Source organism: Agrobacterium sp. D14 (genome assembly GCF_001526505.1).
Classification (GTDB): Bacteria; Pseudomonadota; Alphaproteobacteria; order Rhizobiales; family Rhizobiaceae; genus Agrobacterium; species Agrobacterium leguminum.
Map to the genome: position 1 here is coordinate 98,988 of NZ_ASXX01000007.1, position 18,231 is coordinate 117,218.

At 56.4% G+C, this 18,231-nt stretch carries 18 protein-coding genes and 1 pseudogene; 13 read left to right on the forward strand and 6 right to left on the reverse strand.

What is annotated here, in order from left to right; all coding sequences use genetic code 11:
• Window positions 1-40 precede the first annotated feature (40 nt).
• Window positions 41-1,681 carry a recombinase family protein gene (locus L901_RS05765; RefSeq protein WP_059754332.1) on the reverse strand — a complete coding sequence of 547 codons (1,641 nt, stop codon included), beginning with the start codon at window positions 1,679-1,681 and terminating at the stop codon, window positions 41-43.
• A gap of 273 nt (window positions 1,682-1,954) precedes the next feature.
• Between L901_RS05765 and L901_RS05770 the strand changes: the two genes are divergently transcribed.
• From L901_RS05770 to L901_RS05785, 6 genes are all read left to right on the forward strand, one after another.
• Entirely contained in the window at window positions 1,955-2,602 is a 648-nt protein-coding gene (locus L901_RS05770) for a hypothetical protein (protein ID WP_059754335.1), read from the forward strand.
• Between the two features lie 233 nt (window positions 2,603-2,835).
• A complete protein-coding gene (locus L901_RS05775; protein ID WP_059754337.1) occupies window positions 2,836-4,521 on the forward strand; it encodes a flagellin in 1,686 nt (561 codons plus the stop codon).
• Between the two features lie 378 nt (window positions 4,522-4,899).
• Window positions 4,900-5,136, forward strand: a complete 237-nt coding sequence (locus L901_RS26900) for a hypothetical protein (RefSeq protein WP_147401570.1) — start codon at window positions 4,900-4,902, stop codon at window positions 5,134-5,136.
• Window positions 5,137-5,140: 4 nt separating this feature from the next.
• Window positions 5,141-5,746, forward strand: a complete 606-nt coding sequence (locus L901_RS26010) for a 2OG-Fe(II) oxygenase (protein ID WP_147401571.1) — start codon at window positions 5,141-5,143, stop codon at window positions 5,744-5,746.
• A gap of 427 nt (window positions 5,747-6,173) precedes the next feature.
• Window positions 6,174-6,620 (forward strand): DUF6641 family protein, encoded by a 447-nt coding sequence (locus L901_RS05780; protein ID WP_059754339.1) that lies wholly within the window; start codon window positions 6,174-6,176, stop codon window positions 6,618-6,620.
• A gap of 313 nt (window positions 6,621-6,933) precedes the next feature.
• A complete protein-coding gene (locus L901_RS05785) occupies window positions 6,934-7,695 on the forward strand; it encodes a DUF2958 domain-containing protein (RefSeq protein ID WP_059754343.1) in 762 nt (253 codons plus the stop codon).
• Window positions 7,696-7,727: 32 nt separating this feature from the next.
• Here the strand turns inward: L901_RS05785 and L901_RS05790 are convergent, their stop codons facing one another.
• Window positions 7,728-9,113 carry a hypothetical protein gene (locus L901_RS05790; protein ID WP_197419691.1) on the reverse strand — a complete coding sequence of 462 codons (1,386 nt, stop codon included), beginning with the start codon at window positions 9,111-9,113 and terminating at the stop codon, window positions 7,728-7,730.
• A 96-nt stretch (window positions 9,114-9,209) separates the two neighbouring features.
• Here L901_RS05790 and L901_RS05795 point away from each other — a divergent pair, with 96 nt between their 5' ends.
• Window positions 9,210-9,485 carry a DUF6626 family protein gene (locus L901_RS05795; RefSeq protein WP_059754348.1) on the forward strand — a complete coding sequence of 92 codons (276 nt, stop codon included), beginning with the start codon at window positions 9,210-9,212 and terminating at the stop codon, window positions 9,483-9,485.
• Between the two features lie 71 nt (window positions 9,486-9,556).
• Window positions 9,557-10,579 carry an ABC transporter substrate-binding protein gene (locus tag L901_RS05800; RefSeq protein WP_059754350.1) on the forward strand — a complete coding sequence of 341 codons (1,023 nt, stop codon included), beginning with the start codon at window positions 9,557-9,559 and terminating at the stop codon, window positions 10,577-10,579.
• A 139-nt stretch (window positions 10,580-10,718) separates the two neighbouring features.
• On the opposite strand, the gene L901_RS05805 is transcribed toward L901_RS05800, so the two are convergent.
• Window positions 10,719-11,621, reverse strand: coding sequence for a LysR family transcriptional regulator (locus L901_RS05805; protein WP_059754353.1), 903 nt, complete (start codon window positions 11,619-11,621; stop codon window positions 10,719-10,721).
• A 114-nt stretch (window positions 11,622-11,735) separates the two neighbouring features.
• On the opposite strand from L901_RS05805, the pseudogene L901_RS05810 reads away from it, so the two are divergent.
• The 4 genes and pseudogenes from L901_RS05810 to L901_RS05825 all read left to right on the forward strand — a co-directional run bounded on the left by L901_RS05810 (window position 11,736) and on the right by L901_RS05825 (window position 14,370).
• Window positions 11,736-12,473, forward strand: a pseudogene (locus L901_RS05810) (SDR family oxidoreductase).
• 52 nt (window positions 12,474-12,525) lie between these two features.
• The gene (locus L901_RS05815; RefSeq protein WP_059754356.1) at window positions 12,526-13,056 is read left to right on the forward strand and encodes a DUF1097 domain-containing protein; all 531 of its coding nucleotides are present in this window, start codon (window positions 12,526-12,528) and stop codon (window positions 13,054-13,056) included.
• A 47-nt stretch (window positions 13,057-13,103) separates the two neighbouring features.
• Window positions 13,104-14,015, forward strand: a complete 912-nt coding sequence (locus L901_RS05820; RefSeq protein WP_059754359.1) for an SDR family oxidoreductase — start codon at window positions 13,104-13,106, stop codon at window positions 14,013-14,015.
• 1 nt (window position 14,016) lies between these two features.
• Entirely contained in the window at window positions 14,017-14,370 is a 354-nt protein-coding gene (locus L901_RS05825; protein ID WP_059754362.1) for a nuclear transport factor 2 family protein, read from the forward strand.
• A gap of 116 nt (window positions 14,371-14,486) precedes the next feature.
• Here L901_RS05825 and L901_RS05830 read toward each other — a convergent pair whose 3' ends face one another.
• The 3 genes from L901_RS05830 to L901_RS05840 all read right to left on the reverse strand — a co-directional run bounded on the left by L901_RS05830 (window position 14,487) and on the right by L901_RS05840 (window position 17,165).
• The gene (locus L901_RS05830; protein WP_059754364.1) at window positions 14,487-15,680 is read right to left on the reverse strand and encodes an MFS transporter; all 1,194 of its coding nucleotides are present in this window, start codon (window positions 15,678-15,680) and stop codon (window positions 14,487-14,489) included.
• Window positions 15,681-15,752: 72 nt separating this feature from the next.
• Window positions 15,753-16,352, reverse strand: a complete 600-nt coding sequence (locus tag L901_RS05835) for an NADPH-dependent F420 reductase (protein WP_059754365.1) — start codon at window positions 16,350-16,352, stop codon at window positions 15,753-15,755.
• Between the two features lie 60 nt (window positions 16,353-16,412).
• Complete coding sequence (locus L901_RS05840; protein ID WP_059754367.1) at window positions 16,413-17,165, reverse strand: SDR family oxidoreductase; 753 nt, start codon at window positions 17,163-17,165, stop codon at window positions 16,413-16,415.
• A 107-nt stretch (window positions 17,166-17,272) separates the two neighbouring features.
• Here L901_RS05840 and L901_RS05845 point away from each other — a divergent pair, with 107 nt between their 5' ends.
• A complete protein-coding gene (locus L901_RS05845) occupies window positions 17,273-18,202 on the forward strand; it encodes a LysR family transcriptional regulator (protein WP_059754369.1) in 930 nt (309 codons plus the stop codon).
• The last annotated feature ends 29 nt before the right edge of the window (window positions 18,203-18,231 follow it).

An 18,231-nucleotide genomic window follows, 5' to 3' on the forward strand; every position in this document is an offset into this window, starting at 1 on the left:
CGTTCGAACGAACTTTTTTGCATGGGACACCTACCGATGCTCATGCCGCGAACGCTTGGAAGCGCCCGCTAATCTGGCCCTCGTGCACTCTATAAGCGACCGCACCATTCGCAACGATAACAGTAACCGAACAGATGGCGCTGTCGAAGCTGATCTCGCTGACAAGTTCTCGGATCGCGGCATGGGCCTCCGAGCGAAGCGCATAGCGGGCGTCAGCGTCTTCGGCGGCCTCCCATGCTGTACGCAAAACTCTGATATGGTCGCCGGCCAGTTCGGGATCGTTGTTTCTCGCTGACAACCGTTGGCGCTCATTTTGATGGTGCCGTAGTTCGGCTTCAACGGCGTGCCGTTCGGCCTGCCTTACCTTGAGTAGATCGAAGATGACTTCCAGCGGCTGGCTTTCATCTTCGATTGCCAACGCCAACCTCTGTTCCCTGCGGCGAAGCTCCTCCAGCCTGATCGTCAATCCGACAATCGTTTCGTTGATGTCACTGATGGCCTGATCGACGCGAGCCGTTTGCAGCGCATCGGCCAGATTGAGTTCCTTGACGTGATCGAGAATTGCAGCCTCAAGCGGTTCGTAGCGGAAATGCCGGTTGCCATCGGAACAACGATGGCCGCGCACATAGTTTGCGCATACGAGATAGCGCCCATTTTCGTTGCCCTTCACACGGCTCATCTTCATCGTCATCGGCCCGTCGCAATGGGCGCAGTAGCACAGGCCAGTGAGCAGATTGGCGAATGTGTGACCTTTGCGGCCCGGTCTACCGGGATTGTTGCGCATTGTCTGCACACGCAAGAATAAGTCCTTGTCGATGGCGGCGGGGAAATAACCCTCGATGGGATCACCGTCCGGCACCCGCTTGCCGTTCTGCATGCAATGCGGCTGGAATATGCCAATGACATCGTGCCGGGTGAGTAGCGCCTTGATGATGCTCTGATACCATCCGTCCTTGCTCTTAAAGGCCGGAACGCCGTCCGCATTGAGTTTGCGTGCGATTACCGTCGCGCCGAGCCCGCGCGTTGCCAGCTCGTAGATTACCCTCACCGTCTCCGCGTGATGGTTCAGCGTGAACTCGTATCGGTTCGCGTCGATCCGTTTTGCATCGATCCATGCGGGGGTGATGCTGGTGATATGGCCCTTGCCTTCGCGGGCTTGTTCTCGCTTCCGCTTGGCAACAGCACTGATGCGTTCGCTCTTCGTCTGGCTTTCCTCGTGACCGCGCGACATCACCGCAAGCCCGATAATCAGCTTGGTCCAATCCCCGTTAAGCCGGTCGCGGCTGTAAATCTGCCGGTCCTCGCCGAGCGTCACGATGACGATCCCGGCATTAATGATCGCCATGAACAGCGTCAGCGCATCCGGCACCGCTTCTCTTGATAGCCGGTCGAGGCTTTCGATCAGCAGATAGCTGCCTTTGGGGATTTCGCCACTCTCGACCATGGCCAGAAACTTGCCGAGCGCGCCGGTCTTGAAGTTTCTGCCCCTCCACGCGCTGACGCCCAAGTCCTGCAAGCTGTCGTCCAGAAGCAGAGAGTGCTCGTCCGCGAACGCTTTCGACCGCTCAAGCTGTCGGCGCAAGCTATCGCCACGAAGCTGCTTGCGGGTGCTCATACGCACATAGGAATAGGCCCGCACCGGACCCGATGAATGTTGATTGCCGGGAAAATCGTCCTGCATAACCGCCTCCTTTGCGTCGAACCGCTAACACCAGAGGCGGTGAGGTTCGAGCGCGAGGGGAGCGGGGTGTAAATGGCTAAGCCGGCGTAATGCTTCGGCTTGCGGGAGTAGGTTGAGAAGACGCGGCGCAAATCACCGCTTTCTACATTGAGATTACTGCGGCTCACTCGGTTAACAAGATATAAATTTTCCGCCGAGTGCAAAAACACTTGACGGGACGCGAATTCGGCTGACGGATGCAGAAACGCCTGACGGGAGGCCAAGCTTACTGACATGAGCAAAGGACGCTCTGAAACGCACGATCTGGCCCGACAGCTTTTTCGGGATCAAAAGAAAGTGCTGGATCTCATCAAGAGAGATCGCCTCGACGCGGGTTTTGCAGTCGCTGTTTTTCGTTTGTTTGGCGACAAGCCCGAGCGAGGGAAGACCGTCAGGATCGGCAAGCACGAATTCAAATATTCAAGCCATGAGAAAAGCCTTGTGAGTTTTCTGCCTGCGCGGTGGCGAGAAGAACTGGATAAAACCCAGGACGCATGGTCCGGCTGCGAAAACTGGTGGGCAGGCTATCCGCTAATCGCGTGGGTGGAGATACGGGCCAGCAATGACGGAACGGCGGCGCACCTCAAACTGCATGCGGAAGTTGGTCCCGTTTCAAACCATAAAGTTCGAAAGGGGATTATCGAGGCGATCAGGACGGCAGCATCTGCGAAAGGCTTGGAACGAATTCAGTTCCCGGTCGGTGCCTCTGACAGGGGGCGCCTCTATTCACGGTTCCTACGGGAGAACTACATCGCTGTTAGCGATATTCGCAACGCAGACGAAATCGAGAAAAGGTTCGTGGAGCTCATCGCTGGCTTCGAGCCGGAGTTCGAATTGGTTTCGAGCATCATACCGAAGTTCCCGACCGCCAATGCTCCGTAGATTTCATCGTCGTTAACTTCCCGTTAATCCTCTTTAATGCAATAACGTTGGTGAAAATGCTCGATTCCTGTCGGGCAGCCCTGAGGTAAGAGTATCCTCGCTCTTAGGGTGACGGTCCCGCCATTATAGCGGGCACCCTTTGTGGTTAACCGTGAGAAGTGTCCTTTCATTGCTGGCTCAAAGCAGACCGTTAGCGCGGACTGCAAGCCAGCGCATGGGCTCGGACGGTTACCATGACCAGCATCTTGACGAATATGGCAGCCATGGCCGCGCTGCAAACCCTGCGAACAATCGGCGCGAACATGGTCGACATGCAGCGGCACGTGAGTTCGGGACTTCGTGTACAGAGCGCAGCCGACAATGCCGCCTACTGGTCGATCTCCACGACGATGCATTCGGACAATATGGCACTCTCCGCCGTGTCGGACGCTTTGGGCCTTGGTGCGGCCAAGGTCGATGTCGCTTACGCGGGCATGGAAAGCACGATTGATGTTCTCAGCGAGTTCCGGGCGAAACTCGTTGCCGCCAAAGAGGACGGCTTGGACAGGGGTAAAATCCAGACCGAGCTTGAGCAACTCAAGGATCAACTGGTTTCGATTACCACATCAGCCAGCTTCAACGGGGTCAACTGGCTCAACACGGACGCGCCGGAAAGCCTTTGGGAATTGTCGTCGCTACCGACGAGCATCACGTCGTCATTTATCCGATCGGCTGACGGCTCCGTGCGGGTCGGCACTACGGATATCGACGTAGCGGATATCAGCCTGTTCAACGTCGGCGGCGGCGGTGCTTTGCAGAAAGACCCACGTTCGCTCGGTGATATCGGCGGCTTTCGCAACTCCAATCTCAGTTCAACCTCGTCCTGGGGGTATCAACGCTGGCAGATGACAGGACCGGTCACGCTGACTGGCACGGACGAAATCACCTTCGACATCACCATTGATGCAAGTGCTTTATCGGCCGGGGACACCCATGCGGTCACGATTACCAAATCTACGATTGATGCCGCACTCGGCGCCTCGGATGGCAAGATCAACGATGCCATCGATTATTATCACGTGTTGATACAGGCTTTTGCCGAAGCGGGAATATCCAGCAAAATCGGCGGAGGTGGTGGCGGAGCTTCCGGTAGCTTCTTTATCATGACGGCCGAGGCGAGCGGTCATCAGGGCTCCAGCATCGCTATCACCAACGTCCAATCCGACCTATCAGGAAACTATGCAGGTGGCTTGGAATTATCCTCGGTCGCGGATGTTCTTGGGGGCTATGCAACGGATCAATTTGCCTTCACCGCGCCGTTTCAGGTCTACCGTGACGTCGCCTTCGCCTTCGATTTCAATATCGACGGCGATACCCAGCGTACCGTCACGATAGACCGCGATCTGGTGGATTCAACGCTCGGCACGTCGGATGGCTGGATAAACTCGGCTTCCGATCTCGCATCGGTGCTCAACGCAGCAGTCAGCGGCATGGGACTGATCGTTTCGCAAAGCGCGGGAGCCATTGTCTTCACCGTTGATCCGGCGCTTTATCCCGATATGGGTTATCGCTCCTCGCTGGTCGTCGGCAACGTCACCGACAATATCGGCCCTGCGCCGAATTTCGACATTCTCGACGTGGATATCACGGATCCTGCCAAAAGCCTCGAAAGTTACCTGTCCGGCGTCGATGCTATGCTGCAAAAGGTCATTTCCGGCACAAGCACGCTCGGCGCGGTCACGACACGCATCGATATTCAGGAGAGGTTCGTGCAGACCCTCATGGATAGCATCAGTAAGGGCATTGGCCGTCTTGTCGACACTGACATGAATGAGACCTCGACGCGGCTCAAAGCCCTTCAAGCAAAGGAGCAGCTTGTGATCCAGTCGTTATCCATTGCCAACACGAGCACCGAAAGCATCATGCAATTGTTCCGATGAAGCTTCGTGATCGGCATTTCCGCTTCACGCCAACAGCGGACAAAAGAAACCGTCCAACTCGGTGAAAAAAGCGGCTTACCCCAATGAGCAAAATCAAATCTGCTGATAGGTGGTTTTCATAGAGTACTCCCTGAAACAGCATCTTCGTTCCCATGGCCCCGCCAAAGCAGTGGTTGCATATGTTTCTGAAAACTAGAGAATCCAGAGCTGGGATAACGCAGAGAGGGGATAATCCGGAAACCGATCTATTTTCTGCGTTATCGGATACAGATTTTGTTCGAATGCTTTTCCCTATTTGAGCCCCGCAAACGCGCCAAGCCCTTGTCTTTTCCTATCGTCTAGGCAACTATCTGGCTTCAAAACTGTCAGGAGGGAATAATGTCGGACCAGGCAAAGCTTGATGCTGAAATGGCAGCACTACGCTTAAAGATTAAAACTGATCCTATGTTGGCTATTGAGTTGTTAGGCGCGATCTCGCAGGTTTGCAGGCAAAACAATATTACTTTAAGTAAAGATCTAATTGGTCGGCTGGTTCTTGCTCGTTATGATGAGCTAGTTCAGGGCCTTAGTGTTCCTGTTCTTCCCGGTGGAGCTATGAATCCTACAGGGTGCTAAGAAATTGACGCAACTTACAGAATATCGAGAAATTGCTCCCGGTGTGATTTCAACGCGTGTTCTTGAACACGATGTTTGCGCGCAGATGCTGGATGAGGCGCAGTTTGGCGCATGGCTACAAGCTGAAATAACAAACTACGATGATAAAAAGACTCTATCTCAGTACGTCGATTTGCAATCGCGCAATGTTCAAGTAAAAGGCCCGAAGCAGATACCGAATCTGTGCGATTTTTATTCTGGCTTATTAAATCGCATTGGCATGCCGTTGATCGATCAGTATTGGGGTATCAGAGGACTCCATCTTGGCGGCTCAACTCAACTAGCAAAGTATGAAGTTGGAAGTCATATTCGCGCCCATAATGATACGGCAGCTGAATTTTCTGCGCGATGCGTTACGGCTCTTCTTTATCTTAACGACGACTATGAGGGTGGGGAGCTTTTCTTTCCGCGCCTTGAAGTGAATTATCGTGCTAAAGCTGGTGAATTAGTTTTGTTCCCTTCGGAGTATTTGCACGCAGTTTGGCCTGTTACTAAAGGCACAAGATATTGCTTCGTTGGCTTCTTTCTCTCTGCGGTTTTTGGCAACTGGGTAGATTTAATTCAAGCTTGATGATTGCTTCTGACGTCGAGAAAAACGAGTAATTTTCCGACAACCCCAAGCCCGGATAGTTCGGGCTTTTTGGACGCGTGGTCCCCGACTGGACAAGTGATCGTGACTGGAGACGGCCGCAAGGCTGACTCGGTGCCAAGGGTATAGAGCGCAGCCGGCCGGAACGGACGGTGGTCTATGTTTGTACGCGAAGCCCGTACAAAGGGGCCTCGAGTCGGGGCGGCACGCATCGCACAAACTTGCTGCTAGCGTGATTAGTTGTCGCGAAACTCTCTCGAAAAATGGGAGTTTCGCGACCAACTTATGCGACGGAAGAAATGTCCGCTTCGGGCCGAATGCGGACATGTTCCGGAAAACTCTTCACTCGCCCTTTGGGCCAACGGCTGTATCCGGGAAACACGTTCAATGGTTTGCAAAGGATCACAGCATGTCTCACCTCAAGGCTCTCAAGCTCACCTCCGCAGTTCCGGTTCGCGCAACCGCCGATCCGGTGCAGCGCGCGCGGGAAAAGATGATTGCCGCATTGGCCGAGCAGAAGCAGATGGCGGAAGCAAAGATCGCCGGTCAGACATTCACGCCGACGCATGTCGTGCGCAAGAAGAACGCCGAAGGTGTCCGTGTCGAGGTCGAAGCACCCAAGCGCGTGCGTCAGGGTTGGTTCACCGACGGCAACGGAAAGGTGTTTTTCACCCTGCGTTATGCGGGCAAGACCATCGAGTTCGCGAAGGACAAGAACGCCATCGAGGCCGGCGAACTTTCGGCATTGCCGAAGATCATCGACACACTGATCGAGGCTGTGCGCGCGGGCGAGCTTGACGCGCAGTTGACCGCTGCTGCCGTCGAGCGCGGTAAGATGCTGCGCAAGTCCGCATAAACAGCGCAGTTTTTACCGGGTAAGCATCCGAAGGGCATGGGATCATTTGATCCCATGCCCTTTGTGTGTTCCGGCGTTGCCGGAACGCTGTCAAGGAGCGTCATGGACGAGCTTTTGGTTCGGTGCGCTGCGCAACACTGTTTTCGGGCTGGGCCGCATCCCTTGATGCTTCTGTGCTTCTGCTTGATATGCGTCGCCCGCCGGGCTTGACCCCGAAAGCACGCGCACCTCCGCCATTTGTTCGGTCGTGTCTTTGAACTCGCCCTTTGCGCAATCTGGAACTTTGTTTCCGCCGAAACCGAGCGGAGACCTGATGCAAGACCATTCACCCGGCGATCACGACGACAAACTTACGCAGGTGCAAATTGACCTGGCCATGCTGTTCATGACCGACCTACACGTGGGGGCCGAACGGCTCTACAAGATCAAACGCAAAGGTACGTCGCTGAGCTTGCACTATGAAATCGACGGAGAAATGCACCAGCGCAGCTATCTGTCGGCGTTGTCGTGGCGGGCGATTTTGCTGTTTGCGCTGACCGAGGACAAAACTGCCACCGTCCACGAAATGGACGAGCCGGGACGATACCGGCAGATGTTCCCGAAAACTCTGCTGCGCCGCCTTCAATGGCATGCACGACCGAATGCAAATTTCCCGCCGGTCGCAAAGCTGTACGAGCCCAATGGCAAAGCCGTCATGCTACTGACACGGAGCCGGCTCTGCGGGCATGCCGTCGATACGTTGCATAATCTCACTGATGGAGGGCCGGTGTTTCAACCGCTGTGGATTTCCGACATCATGGCGTTGCGTCCGATGCTCGGCATCGATCTGGTGCGCGACCAGACTTTCGCGCCAACGTTGCCGATCAGCGCGTATACGGAAGCAGTCGCGATGACGGGACGAATTGTCGAGGAGCCGGAGCTTTCAGCTTTGCCTCTCACCGGCAATGTGCCCCGGCTTGCAACGCAGCCGTCATCGAAGGCGGTTCGCAGTATCTTCGATCAAGCGTGCCGAGAAAATCCTGCATGGGAGGCGCTGCGGGGGGTGACCATCTATGATGATTATTCGTTTGTATGAACGGAGGCAAAAGTTCGGTGAACGAACTTTTGTCAATACGTCGCACCGCTGCATTGATCACCACTGGCTTGCCTTATATCCGCGATAGTACGCAGTCGCTCGGCAAGGCTGATGACGTTTCCCGCGTATCTGGATGTCTTGCTGACAGCAAATAGATCGGCAAGCGCCGTCTCGGCTTCCGGCACGATCATTGGGGTATCGAAGCTAGTATCTGTCCAGTTAGTATCCTGTACAATATTATTATACACACAACGCGTTACGCCATTCCCCACATCGAAGATATCCGCATTACTCCTTGAAACACCGCGATTGTCTTCGACAACGAAAATCCCATTCATATTCGATACAACGGAATTGACTTTCATTTCACAAATATGATTTCGAGTACCAGAACGGTCAGGCATTGCATTTGTCGATTTCTCACCGTCTTCAATCTCTTCATCAATTGAAATGCTCGAAGACGTGACACGTTGAACACCGCTAGCCGATTTGTCTTTGGCTTGCCCGATAACAACGCGGAGCGATTGAAAGCCGGATCGCTCCAGACATAGCCAGTCCACATATGCGCGGATATCTTCGGCTGGCCACCAATTGCGTTCGGTTGGCTTCGCCTCATCGGCTTGTTCTGCCTCAATGAAGTCCTGAGCATCTGGCCGCTTGTAGTCGCACTCGATGCGGAATTTCAGGCAATAGCGAACGATATTCTGAATATTGTCGCCGGCATCGCGATATGCGCGAAATGGCTGGATATCCACCTGATATTTTGCCGTGTGGGTTTCCTTGCGTAAGGCGCTGGCGATTTCTTCCGTGGTCAATCCGCCCTTGCGGACAATTGCATGAAGATGCGGACGCCAGATTGTTTTGTCCGGGGCTTCCATCAGCGGAAAGCCCAGTGCATCCAAAGCCAATCGCGTGTTACGGCCACAGGTCTCGAAATCACCAAAGCTCATGCGGTCGATTTCCCACCAACCCAACAAATGAAAGTCATCCCAGCGAGCATCTTTCTTGCGCTGGCGATCTATGAACGTGCGAAGACGACGCTTTTCATTCTCCACGAGATCGGTCATGCTGGAGAAGTCCAGTTGCGGCAGCAGTAGGATGGTTGCAAAAGCAAGCTCCTCATTCGCCGCATCGCAGAATATCTTCTTGATAGCCTTCCCCGTTTGCACTGCGCGTTCCCGCATATGGCAGCGCGGACAAAGCGGGACACCGCAATAATCGATGTTGCCGTAATCATCGACCCCGCCACAGGTCTCCATCCAGCGTCGTGCCAGATGGTTTGCCGGAAGCGCCGCCTTTACATATTGGCGCTGGGCTTCATTTGCTTTCGTCAACGTTTTGATTTGGCGGCGCTCATGACGGGTGAAGACACCCTTCGTCATCATATCCGCCTGTAGCTGTTCCATCCTTGTCTTCATTGAAAATCCCCTGCTGAAATAACGTGCTATTTATCCAGCACCATTTTAGCGCCGTGCCTCCTTGGAAATAAATATTTGTTTCAAGGAGATAGCAGAATGAAGATCAAAGACATCTACGAGGCATTGCGGGCGGATGGGTTGACCAGTACACAGATAGAGTTCTCGCGAATATGGCTCGGACGTAGCCCACGCTATTATTCGCACCTCATCGCCGTCGGCCGAGAGCCGGGGCTTGCCACGCTTTGCGGAATCTCATGGCGGCTGAAACGAATGCGATTGGACAACTACCCGGCGCTGCTAGATTTCCAGCGGCAACTCGCCAATGAGATCGAGCGTCGCGCTATTACAGATATACGCGTGCATCGATCTTAACGTTTGGCCAATAGCCACCCAATACAGTCACCGCGTTTAGCTATCGCATCTTTCCGTATCAGGAATTTCCAATGAACGCGCATATCTCATCCGGCAAGGCAGCGATTGTTGCCGCGCTGGCAATCTCCGCAGTCTCCATCGCTTCGCCCGCCTATTCCCTCGATAAAGTCCGCTTCGGCACCGATTGGCTCGCCGAGGCCGATCATGGCGGCTTCTATCAGGCCGTCGCCGACGGCACCTATGTCAAATACGGCCTCGACGTTGAAATCCAACAGGGCGGTCCCGGCGCACAGAACCGCGCCCTTCTCCTAACCGGCAAGCTGGACTTTTATCTGGGCACCCAGCAGGAACAGCTTGTCGGCATCGAGCAGGGCATTCCCTTGGTTGATGTCGCCGCCTTCTATCAAAAGAACGCTCAGGTCATCTTGGCCCACTCCGACAGTGGCGTCGAAAAGTTCGAGGACTTGGCCAAGCTCGAAACGATTTTTATGACGCAGGGTGGGTTCGGCGCTTATTTCGAGTGGATGAAGGCCAATTTCGGCGGCTTCCGTGATGAGCAGTACAGGCCATACAATTTCAGCCCTGCACCGTTTCTCGCCGATAGGAACTCTGCTCAACAGGGCCTGGTCACTGCCGAGCCCTATGAGATCCAGAAGCACACCGGCACCGAACCGAAGATTTTCCTGCTCGCTGACAGTGGGTACAAGCCCTACGCGACCATGATTACCGTCCAGCAAAACCTCATCGACACAAAACCCGATCTCGTGCAGCGGTTTGTCGATGCCTCAATTGAAGGTTGGTACAACTACCTGTACGGCGACAACAAAGCAGCCAATGCGCTTATCAAAGCGACCAACCCCGAGATGACGGAGGGCCAGATCGAATATGCCATCGACAAGATGAAGCAATACGGGATCGTGGATAGCGGCGATGCGCTGGACAAGGGCATCGGCTGCATGACTGCCGAACGCTACAAGCAGCTTTTTGATGAACTGGTAAAGGTGAAGCTGGCAAAGCCAGAGACCGACTATACCAAGGCATTCGACACCCGCTTTTCATGCAAGGGCGTGGGGCTAAATTTGAAGAAGTCTTAACCTTTCTTCAAGCCTAACGCAAAACCCAGTCGTAACGTCTGGGTTTTGCATGGGAGGTGCCGAGGCTCTTGTTGCTGCCGGGCGAAATATCAGTGTGGAGACGTTTTCATTTCTCGTTGGAAATCAACATGCAGGCGCACTAGGCGGTAAGTTGGCGTACAAAATCGAGAAATGCGCTCACCTTGGCGGACATTAGGTTTGAAGCGTGGTGATAGGCGTATAGGGGGAAAGTCTCCTCCGACCATTCCGGCAATAGCTGGACCAGCCTGCCTTCCGCCAGGAAGTTTTTGGCGTAAAGCTCGAGCAATTGGCCGATCCCGATGCCACCGAGACAGCCGCCAATCAGCGAGCCGGTATCGTAGACCATAAGGCGCCCGGTTGCCTGAAACGGAATGATCTCGCCCTGCCGCTGGAACTCCCATTCGAACGGCCGCCCGGTTGACGGATTACGAATAAGAACACATTGATGCCCGCTCTCCAGCTCTCGGGGATGCGATGGCGCTCCATGGCGCTCGATGTAGTTTGCGGATGCGCAAGTCAACACGCGCGTTTCCAACAGCAGTTCTGCCCTGAGGTTTGACGGCTCCGGAAAGCCGAAGCGAATTGCGACATCGAAGCCGTCGCCGACAAGGTCTCCCATCGCGTCACGAACGGCGACATCAACGGCCAATTCCGGGTAACGGTCCAGGAATTCGCCAAGTCGTTGCGTCAACACGAAATGCCCAAAGGCTCCATCGACGTTGACCCTCAACCGACCTCGAACCAATGCCTTAGTGTTGCCGGCGCTGAGGGTGGCATCTTCGATCCCCGCCAGAAGAGGTGTGACCGCCTCGTAATACCGGCGCCCTTCATCTGTCAGAGAGATTGCCCGGGCCGTCCGGTTGAAGATCCGGATGCCAACCCGCTCTTCCAGTCTCGCCACTGCCCGGCTTACAGCAGGCTGCGTCAGTCCAAGCGCCTCGCCGGCGCGCGCAAAGCTGCCCGCTTCAACGACCGCCGAGACGACACCAATCCCATTCAACAATCGACTATCGAACGCCATGACCCATACTTTCCGTCATTCTTAGCTTGATCACTATGCATTATTTTTAGCGATTCCAAATCGATAATCTCATCCTGCTGCGAATGGAGCAGCGCAAGCAGGAAAGGCACTCATATGAGCAACAACGGAAAAACTGCACTGATCACAGGTGCATCTCGCGGTATCGGCGCATTGCTCGCCCAGCACCTTGCGGCAGACGGTTTCAAGATCGTCGTAAACTACGCTGGAAACAACGCCGCCGCTCAGGACGTTGTGAACAAGATCGTTCAAAATGGTGGCGAAGCCATCATCGCACAAGCCGATGTGGCCGACACCAAGGCTGTCGGCGCAATGTTCAACGCCGTGGACATGGCATTTGGCGGCGTTGACGTTGTCGTGAACAACGCCGGCATTATGAAGCTAACGCCTGTCGCTTAGTTCAGCGACGAGGACTTCGATCAGATCGTTGGCATCAATCTCAAGGGCACGTTCAACGTATGCCGGGAGGCTGCCAAGCGGCTGCGCAACGGTGGACGCATCATCAACCTCTCATCGAGCGTCATCGGCATGCGTTTGCCGACCTATGGGCCATACATTGCCACAAAGGCGGCCGTCGAGGGTCTCACTCAGGTTCTCGCCCAGGAAATGCGTGGTCGTGGGATTACCGTCAATGCCGTCGCCCCTGGCCCTGTCGCCACCGACCTGTTTCTGGAAGGCAAGAGCCAGGAACTGATCGAACGGATGGCCAAGATGAATCCGCTCGAACGCCTTGGTCAGCCGGAAGACATCGCAAGGGTTGTCGCATTCCTGGCTGGCCCGGAGGGTGCGTGGATCAACGGCCAGATTCTGCGGGCGAACGGAGGAATGTGTTGAGCCTTTGAGCCTGGACCCGAAATTAGAACCGGAATAACAAGGAGATTTCGACATGTCGCATGATGCGAACACACAGGCGTCGGCAGCGCACGGAACCGGCAACACAGGTGCCGGCCTTTATATCGCGCTGACGGTGACCGCGGCGATCACCGCCGCTACTGCTGCCCATACCAGTCTGCTTTTGACCCTTCCTCCGTGGGCAATGTTTATGGGCTGGGTCGCATACTTCAGCCGTCGCCCTTCGGTCAAGGAAGGTTTCCAAAGCTGGGTGTGCACCATTCTGGGCCTTTGTCTGGGCGCACTCGCCACTTTGGCAATGGGTGTATTGGGGCCGATCCTCGGCGGCGTCACGTTTCCCGCCGTCGTTCTCTGTGTTGCGCTCACGGTGATCTCTACCCGAGGTTTGCCGATCCTCAGCAACCTGCTCGGCTACTTCATAGGGCTGATCACCTTCTTCGCCGCTCACCTTGACCCCGAGCTTCTGTCGATCGGGAAACTCGGAAGCGCCACCGCCATCGGTTCCGTCGCGGGCTGGGTCGTTCAATCCGTGGAGCAAAAGGTTCGCAGTATCGCAGCCGCTTGATCCAGCTACCAATCACTTTAAGCAATAGCCATTTAGAAGGTAAGACAATGACAAAGGTCATCATCATCACGGGAGCCGGCACTGGCATGGGCCGGCTCATGGCGAGAACTCTCGCGCAGGCAGGCCATACGGTCTACGCCACCATGCGCTTCGTCGAAGGCCGCAACAAAGCAAAGGCCGACGAGGTTCGTGCATTTGCCGACGAACACAAACTCAATCTGAGACCGCTCGAACTCGATGTCAATTCCGATGCCTCTATCGATGCGGCTGTCCGCACGGTGGTGGAGCAGCAGGGCCGGATCGATGTTCTTCTCCACAACGCGGCGCATCTGTTTTTCGGGATCACGGAAGCCTTCACCCCGGAACAAATTCTCACAAGTCTGAACACGAACACTGTTGGAGCCCTGCGAGTAAACCGGGGCGTGCTGCCGGTCATGCGCAAGCAGGGCTCGGGCCTTCTCCTGTGGATCGGCAGTGGCACGTCGCGCATCGTACCACCGTTTCTCGCTCCGTATACGGCCGCAAAAGCCGCGATGGACTCCTTCGCAGATAGTGTCGCTTACGAAGTCGCCCGCTTCGGTATCGAGACGTCGATCCTGATGCCGGGACCGTTTGTTGAAGGAACGGCGCATTTCCCTCACGCCGAATTCCCTGCGGACGAGGCGATTCAGAAAGAATATCTCGCACTCTACGAGGATGCCATTTCCGGCAACGAGAAGGCGACCATGGCACTTTTCCCGAAAGAAGTCGTTGCTGACGTGCAGGCCGTCGCCGACGAGGCTTTGAGAATTGTCAATCTCCCGCACGGATCACGACCCTATCGTTCGGAAGTGGATTTCAGCGACTTCGGGGACGCTCCGATAAATGCCGTCGCGAGCGCAATGCGTGTACGGCTGCTGAAACGCTTCGGCCTTGAAGACCTTCTCCACCCAAGAGTGCTCGACGGAACTACTCGTTAACATGACCGCTTCCAACCGAAACAATAAGATTGGTGAGAACGGCCGACTGCCAATCGCGATCAAAGAGTTCTTTTCCAGCACGAACGCGGAGGATCACGACCGGCTACTGGAATGCTTCACGCCGGACGCCATTCTGGTTGACTGGGACCGCAGATACGAGGGCCGAAGCGGTGTCGCAAATTGGGATCGGACCGACAACATCGGTGTCCAGTCCCGAATTGAGGTCGTGGCTCATGTGCCGCATTTTCAAGGGCATCGTGTTGCAGTGAGCGTTAGCGGAAACGGCTTCAACGGAGCGGGAGAAATGAACTTCCAGCTACTGGATGGCAAGATCGCTCTGCTTCGTATCACATAGTGAAGCAAAGAGCTGAAAGGCTGTCGGTTGAAAAATCGACAGCCTTTTCGTTTGCACTGGGCCGCTATCGGTGATGACGGATCTCGGCGGTGCGATCCATACCGCCCTTTCCTCGGTCAACGAACATTGCTGGTGGATGCTATGAGGCCTGCGGTCAGCAATGCACTTGCAGCACCAAGCCAGAGCGCGCTCGGCACGCCGAAATTGTCGACTGCGAGGCCGCCGACCAGTGCGCCAAGCCCGATCGCCAGTTGCGCGATTGACACGAAGAGCGCGGCGATGCTTTCCAGCCGGTCGGGCGCGGAACTGAACAGGAAGGTTTGCATGGCGATCGGCAGCATGCCGAAACCAAAACCCCAGGTGACAACCCAAGCGACTGCGGCAAGCGTGTTGCTGCCGGCCAGCAACAATCCCGCGACAGACAAGGCGATCAGAAAAGCAGTGCCGGCAAGGGCAAAAACGAAGTTCCGGCCAGCAGCCCAGCCCCCGAACAGGTTTCCGGCGAACCCCGCCGCGCCATAGCCGAGCAGCACCATGCTGAGTGTGCCCGTATCAATCCCGGTTGCGCCGATGAGGAAGGGAGTAATGTAGGTATAGGCCGCGAATTGCCCGACGAAGATAAGCACGGCTGCCGTCAGGCCGATCTGGACTCGTTGCAATCGCAACACGTCTGGAACCTGTTTCAATCCCGAGCCCTTCTGCGCCCGGATGGCCGGCAGCAGAAACTGGAGCGCCGCCACGACAAGCAGTGCGACACCCGACACAAGCAGGAATGCGGTGCGCCAGCCGAACAGGTCACCGATCAGAGCGCCTGCGGGAACCCCGGCGACAGTGCCCAGCGAAACACCGGAGAAGATCAAAGCCGTTGCGCGCGGTCCTTCCGCGCCGGGGCGCAGACGCGGGCCGAGCGAGCCGCCGATTGTCCAGAAACCACCGACCGCAATTCCGAGCAGCACCCGGCCGAACATCAGCGCGGCAAAGCCGTGAGCGGTTGCCACGATGGCGTTGGAGACGACGAGCAACATCAGCAGTGCGACAAGCACACGCTTGCGATCGAAGCGTGCGGCAAATCCAAGGGTCATCGGCGCGGCAAGTGCTGCGAGAAAGCCGGGTACGGTTACCATCAGTCCGGCCGTCCCCTCACTGATGCCAAGGTCAGCCGCGATCAGCGGCAGAAGACCGACGGGCAGGAATTCGGTGGTAACAAGAGCGAAAGCGCCGATGCCGATGCTGGCGACTGCGGCCCACGAGGCGAGCGGCTTGCTGTCCGCCTGCGCTGAGGGAATGGTTCGGGAGACTGGCATGTCCATGGAAGGTGTCCTTTGGTGGAAAGCAGGGCGAACCGGCAAAGGGGATATCTTCCCCGGCTCGCCTGCGATGTTTCAACCGAACTTGACGAGGTTGAGGGCGGGTAGTGGGCCACCGGGGAACTGCACCAGTTTGCCGCCGACCGAGACCGGGCCGAGATCGATGCCGGTGAAGCCGAGTCTGGAGATCAGCGCACCGACTTCCGCCTTCGCGCGCGCGTCGTCACCGGAATAGAACAGGACGCGTGAGCCACCTTCGGCTTTAGGATCGCCGGATAGCAGGTGCGGTTGCAGATGATTGAAGGCTTTGACGACGCGGGCGCCGGGAACGAGATCGGCGAAGATCTCGGTGGAAAGACGGCCGTTCAGTTCGGCAGGCTTGAACAGCGGCGCTTCGATGGGATTGTTGGCATCAATGACGATGCGACCACCAAAGTCCGGCAGGCCGGCCAGCGCCTTGGGCAGCTTCGACCAGTTGACGGCGACGAGCACGATGTCCTTTGACGCTGCTTCTTCGCGCGTGCCTGCCTCGATTGTCGGACCGATAGCAGCGACCACCTCTTTCAGGCTGTCCGGGCCTTGGCTGTTGGAAAGCGTGGCGCGGATATTATTGTTGGCGAGAGCTGTGGCGAAGGCGCGGCCGATATTGCCGGCACCGATGATACCGATAGACATGCTGGTTCTCCTTTGAAGTAGGGGGAAATGGCGCTCCGACATCGGAGCGCCGGAGGCAGATCAGGCGGTGAAGCCACCGTCGGCGAGGATGTCAGCGCCGGTTACGAAGGCGGCTTCGGGGCTGACGAGATAAGCGACGACGCTGGCGATCTCGTAGTCCTTGCCATAGCGGCCGATTGCCATGCCGGGACCGACGATCTTGGAGACCGGACCGCCATCGGGGTTCATGTCGGTATCGGTCGGACCGGGATGGACGGTGTTGACGGTGATGCCCTTCGGCCCGAGGTCACGCACCAAGCTGCGGTTGAAGCCGGCAACAGCGCCCTTGGTCAGCGTATAGAGCGAGGCCGTCGGGAAGGCGGCATAGCGGGTCATGGAAGAGCCGATATGGACGATGCGCCCGCCCGGCTTCATGCGACGTGCTGCTTCCTGCGTGGCAACGAAGACACCGGTGACGTTGACGGCGATCATCCGCTCGTAGTCCTCGAACTTGATCTCGTCGATCGGCCCGCCAAGCGCGATACCGGCATTGTTGACGAGGATGTCAATCGAGCCGAAGGTTTCTTCGGCTTTTGCGACTGCGGCGCGGACGGCGGCCGGATCGCCGGCATCGGCCTGAATGGCAATGGCGCGGCCACCGGCTGCTTCGATTTCGGCGACCACAGCGGCCGCCTTGTCCGGCGAGGCGCTATAGGTGATGGCGACAGCCGCGCCATCGGCGGCGAGACGCTTGGCAATTGCCGCGCCGATGGAGCGCGACCCGCCGGTTACGAGGGCAGTCTTGCCGGTCAGGCGATGGGTAATACTGGTCATTGTCTTCACTCCGTTTGTGGTTTCGATGGAGCAAAGATGGTCGGTTTATTTCGTTTTGATTAGCTGGTAATGTCTTGTTCTTGTTTCAAGCAATCGTTGAAGGACATATGGAGACACTGGCCAATCTCGAAAGCTTCGTCAAAAGCGCCGAGACTTCTAGTTTTTCGGAGGCCGCGCGGCGCATGGCGCTGACGCCGGCTGCCGTTAGCCGCAACGTGGCGATGCTGGAAAGAAACCTCGGCGTGAGATTGTTCCAGCGATCGACCCGCAAACTTGTATTGACCGAAGCCGGCGAACGTTTCTTCCAGTCAATCCGAGGGAATCTCGACGCCCTGCAAACGGCGATCATTGACGCTTCATCCGGTGTGTCCGAGCCGGCCGGCGTGCTGAAAGTTAGCCTTAGCCCTACTTTCGGCGTCACGCATATTCTACCGCTGCTACCGGAGTTGCTACAACGATACCCGCTCATCAGACCGGAATGGCATTTTGAGAACCGCCCGGTTGATCTAGTTGCAGAAGGCTATGACGTGGCAATCGGCGGGGGCTTTGATCTTGCACCCGGCATCGTTGCCCGAACGCTGGCACCCGCCCACATAATTGCCGTAGCGTCCCCAGCCTATATGGCTAAGCGCACACCGCCAGCCGATCCCGCCCAGCTCTCACAATTCGAGGGGATCGTCATGCGTTCGCTCCGGACTGGCCGCATCCGACATTGGGCAATGCGGAACGCCGCGGGTGCCGAAATGATCGCGACGTTACCCGAAACGATCATCGTCAACGACCCGGCCGCAATGCGCGAAGCGGCAAAGCTCGGCCTCGGTGTGGCAATGCTTGCGATGCCCGACGTTTTACCGGAGCTTGAGAGCGGCAATCTCGTTCGCCTTCTGTCGCATTGGTATTCCGATGCTGGGGCGATTTCGCTGTATTATGCCTCGCGTACGCACTTGCCGGCCAAAACGCGGGCATTTGTAGACCTTGTTGCAGATGCGTTCAAACGGGACCGGCTAGCCGAACGATTTGCCGGAAGCCTAGGATAAGCCTCTTTTGCAAACCGGCCTGTCGCAAA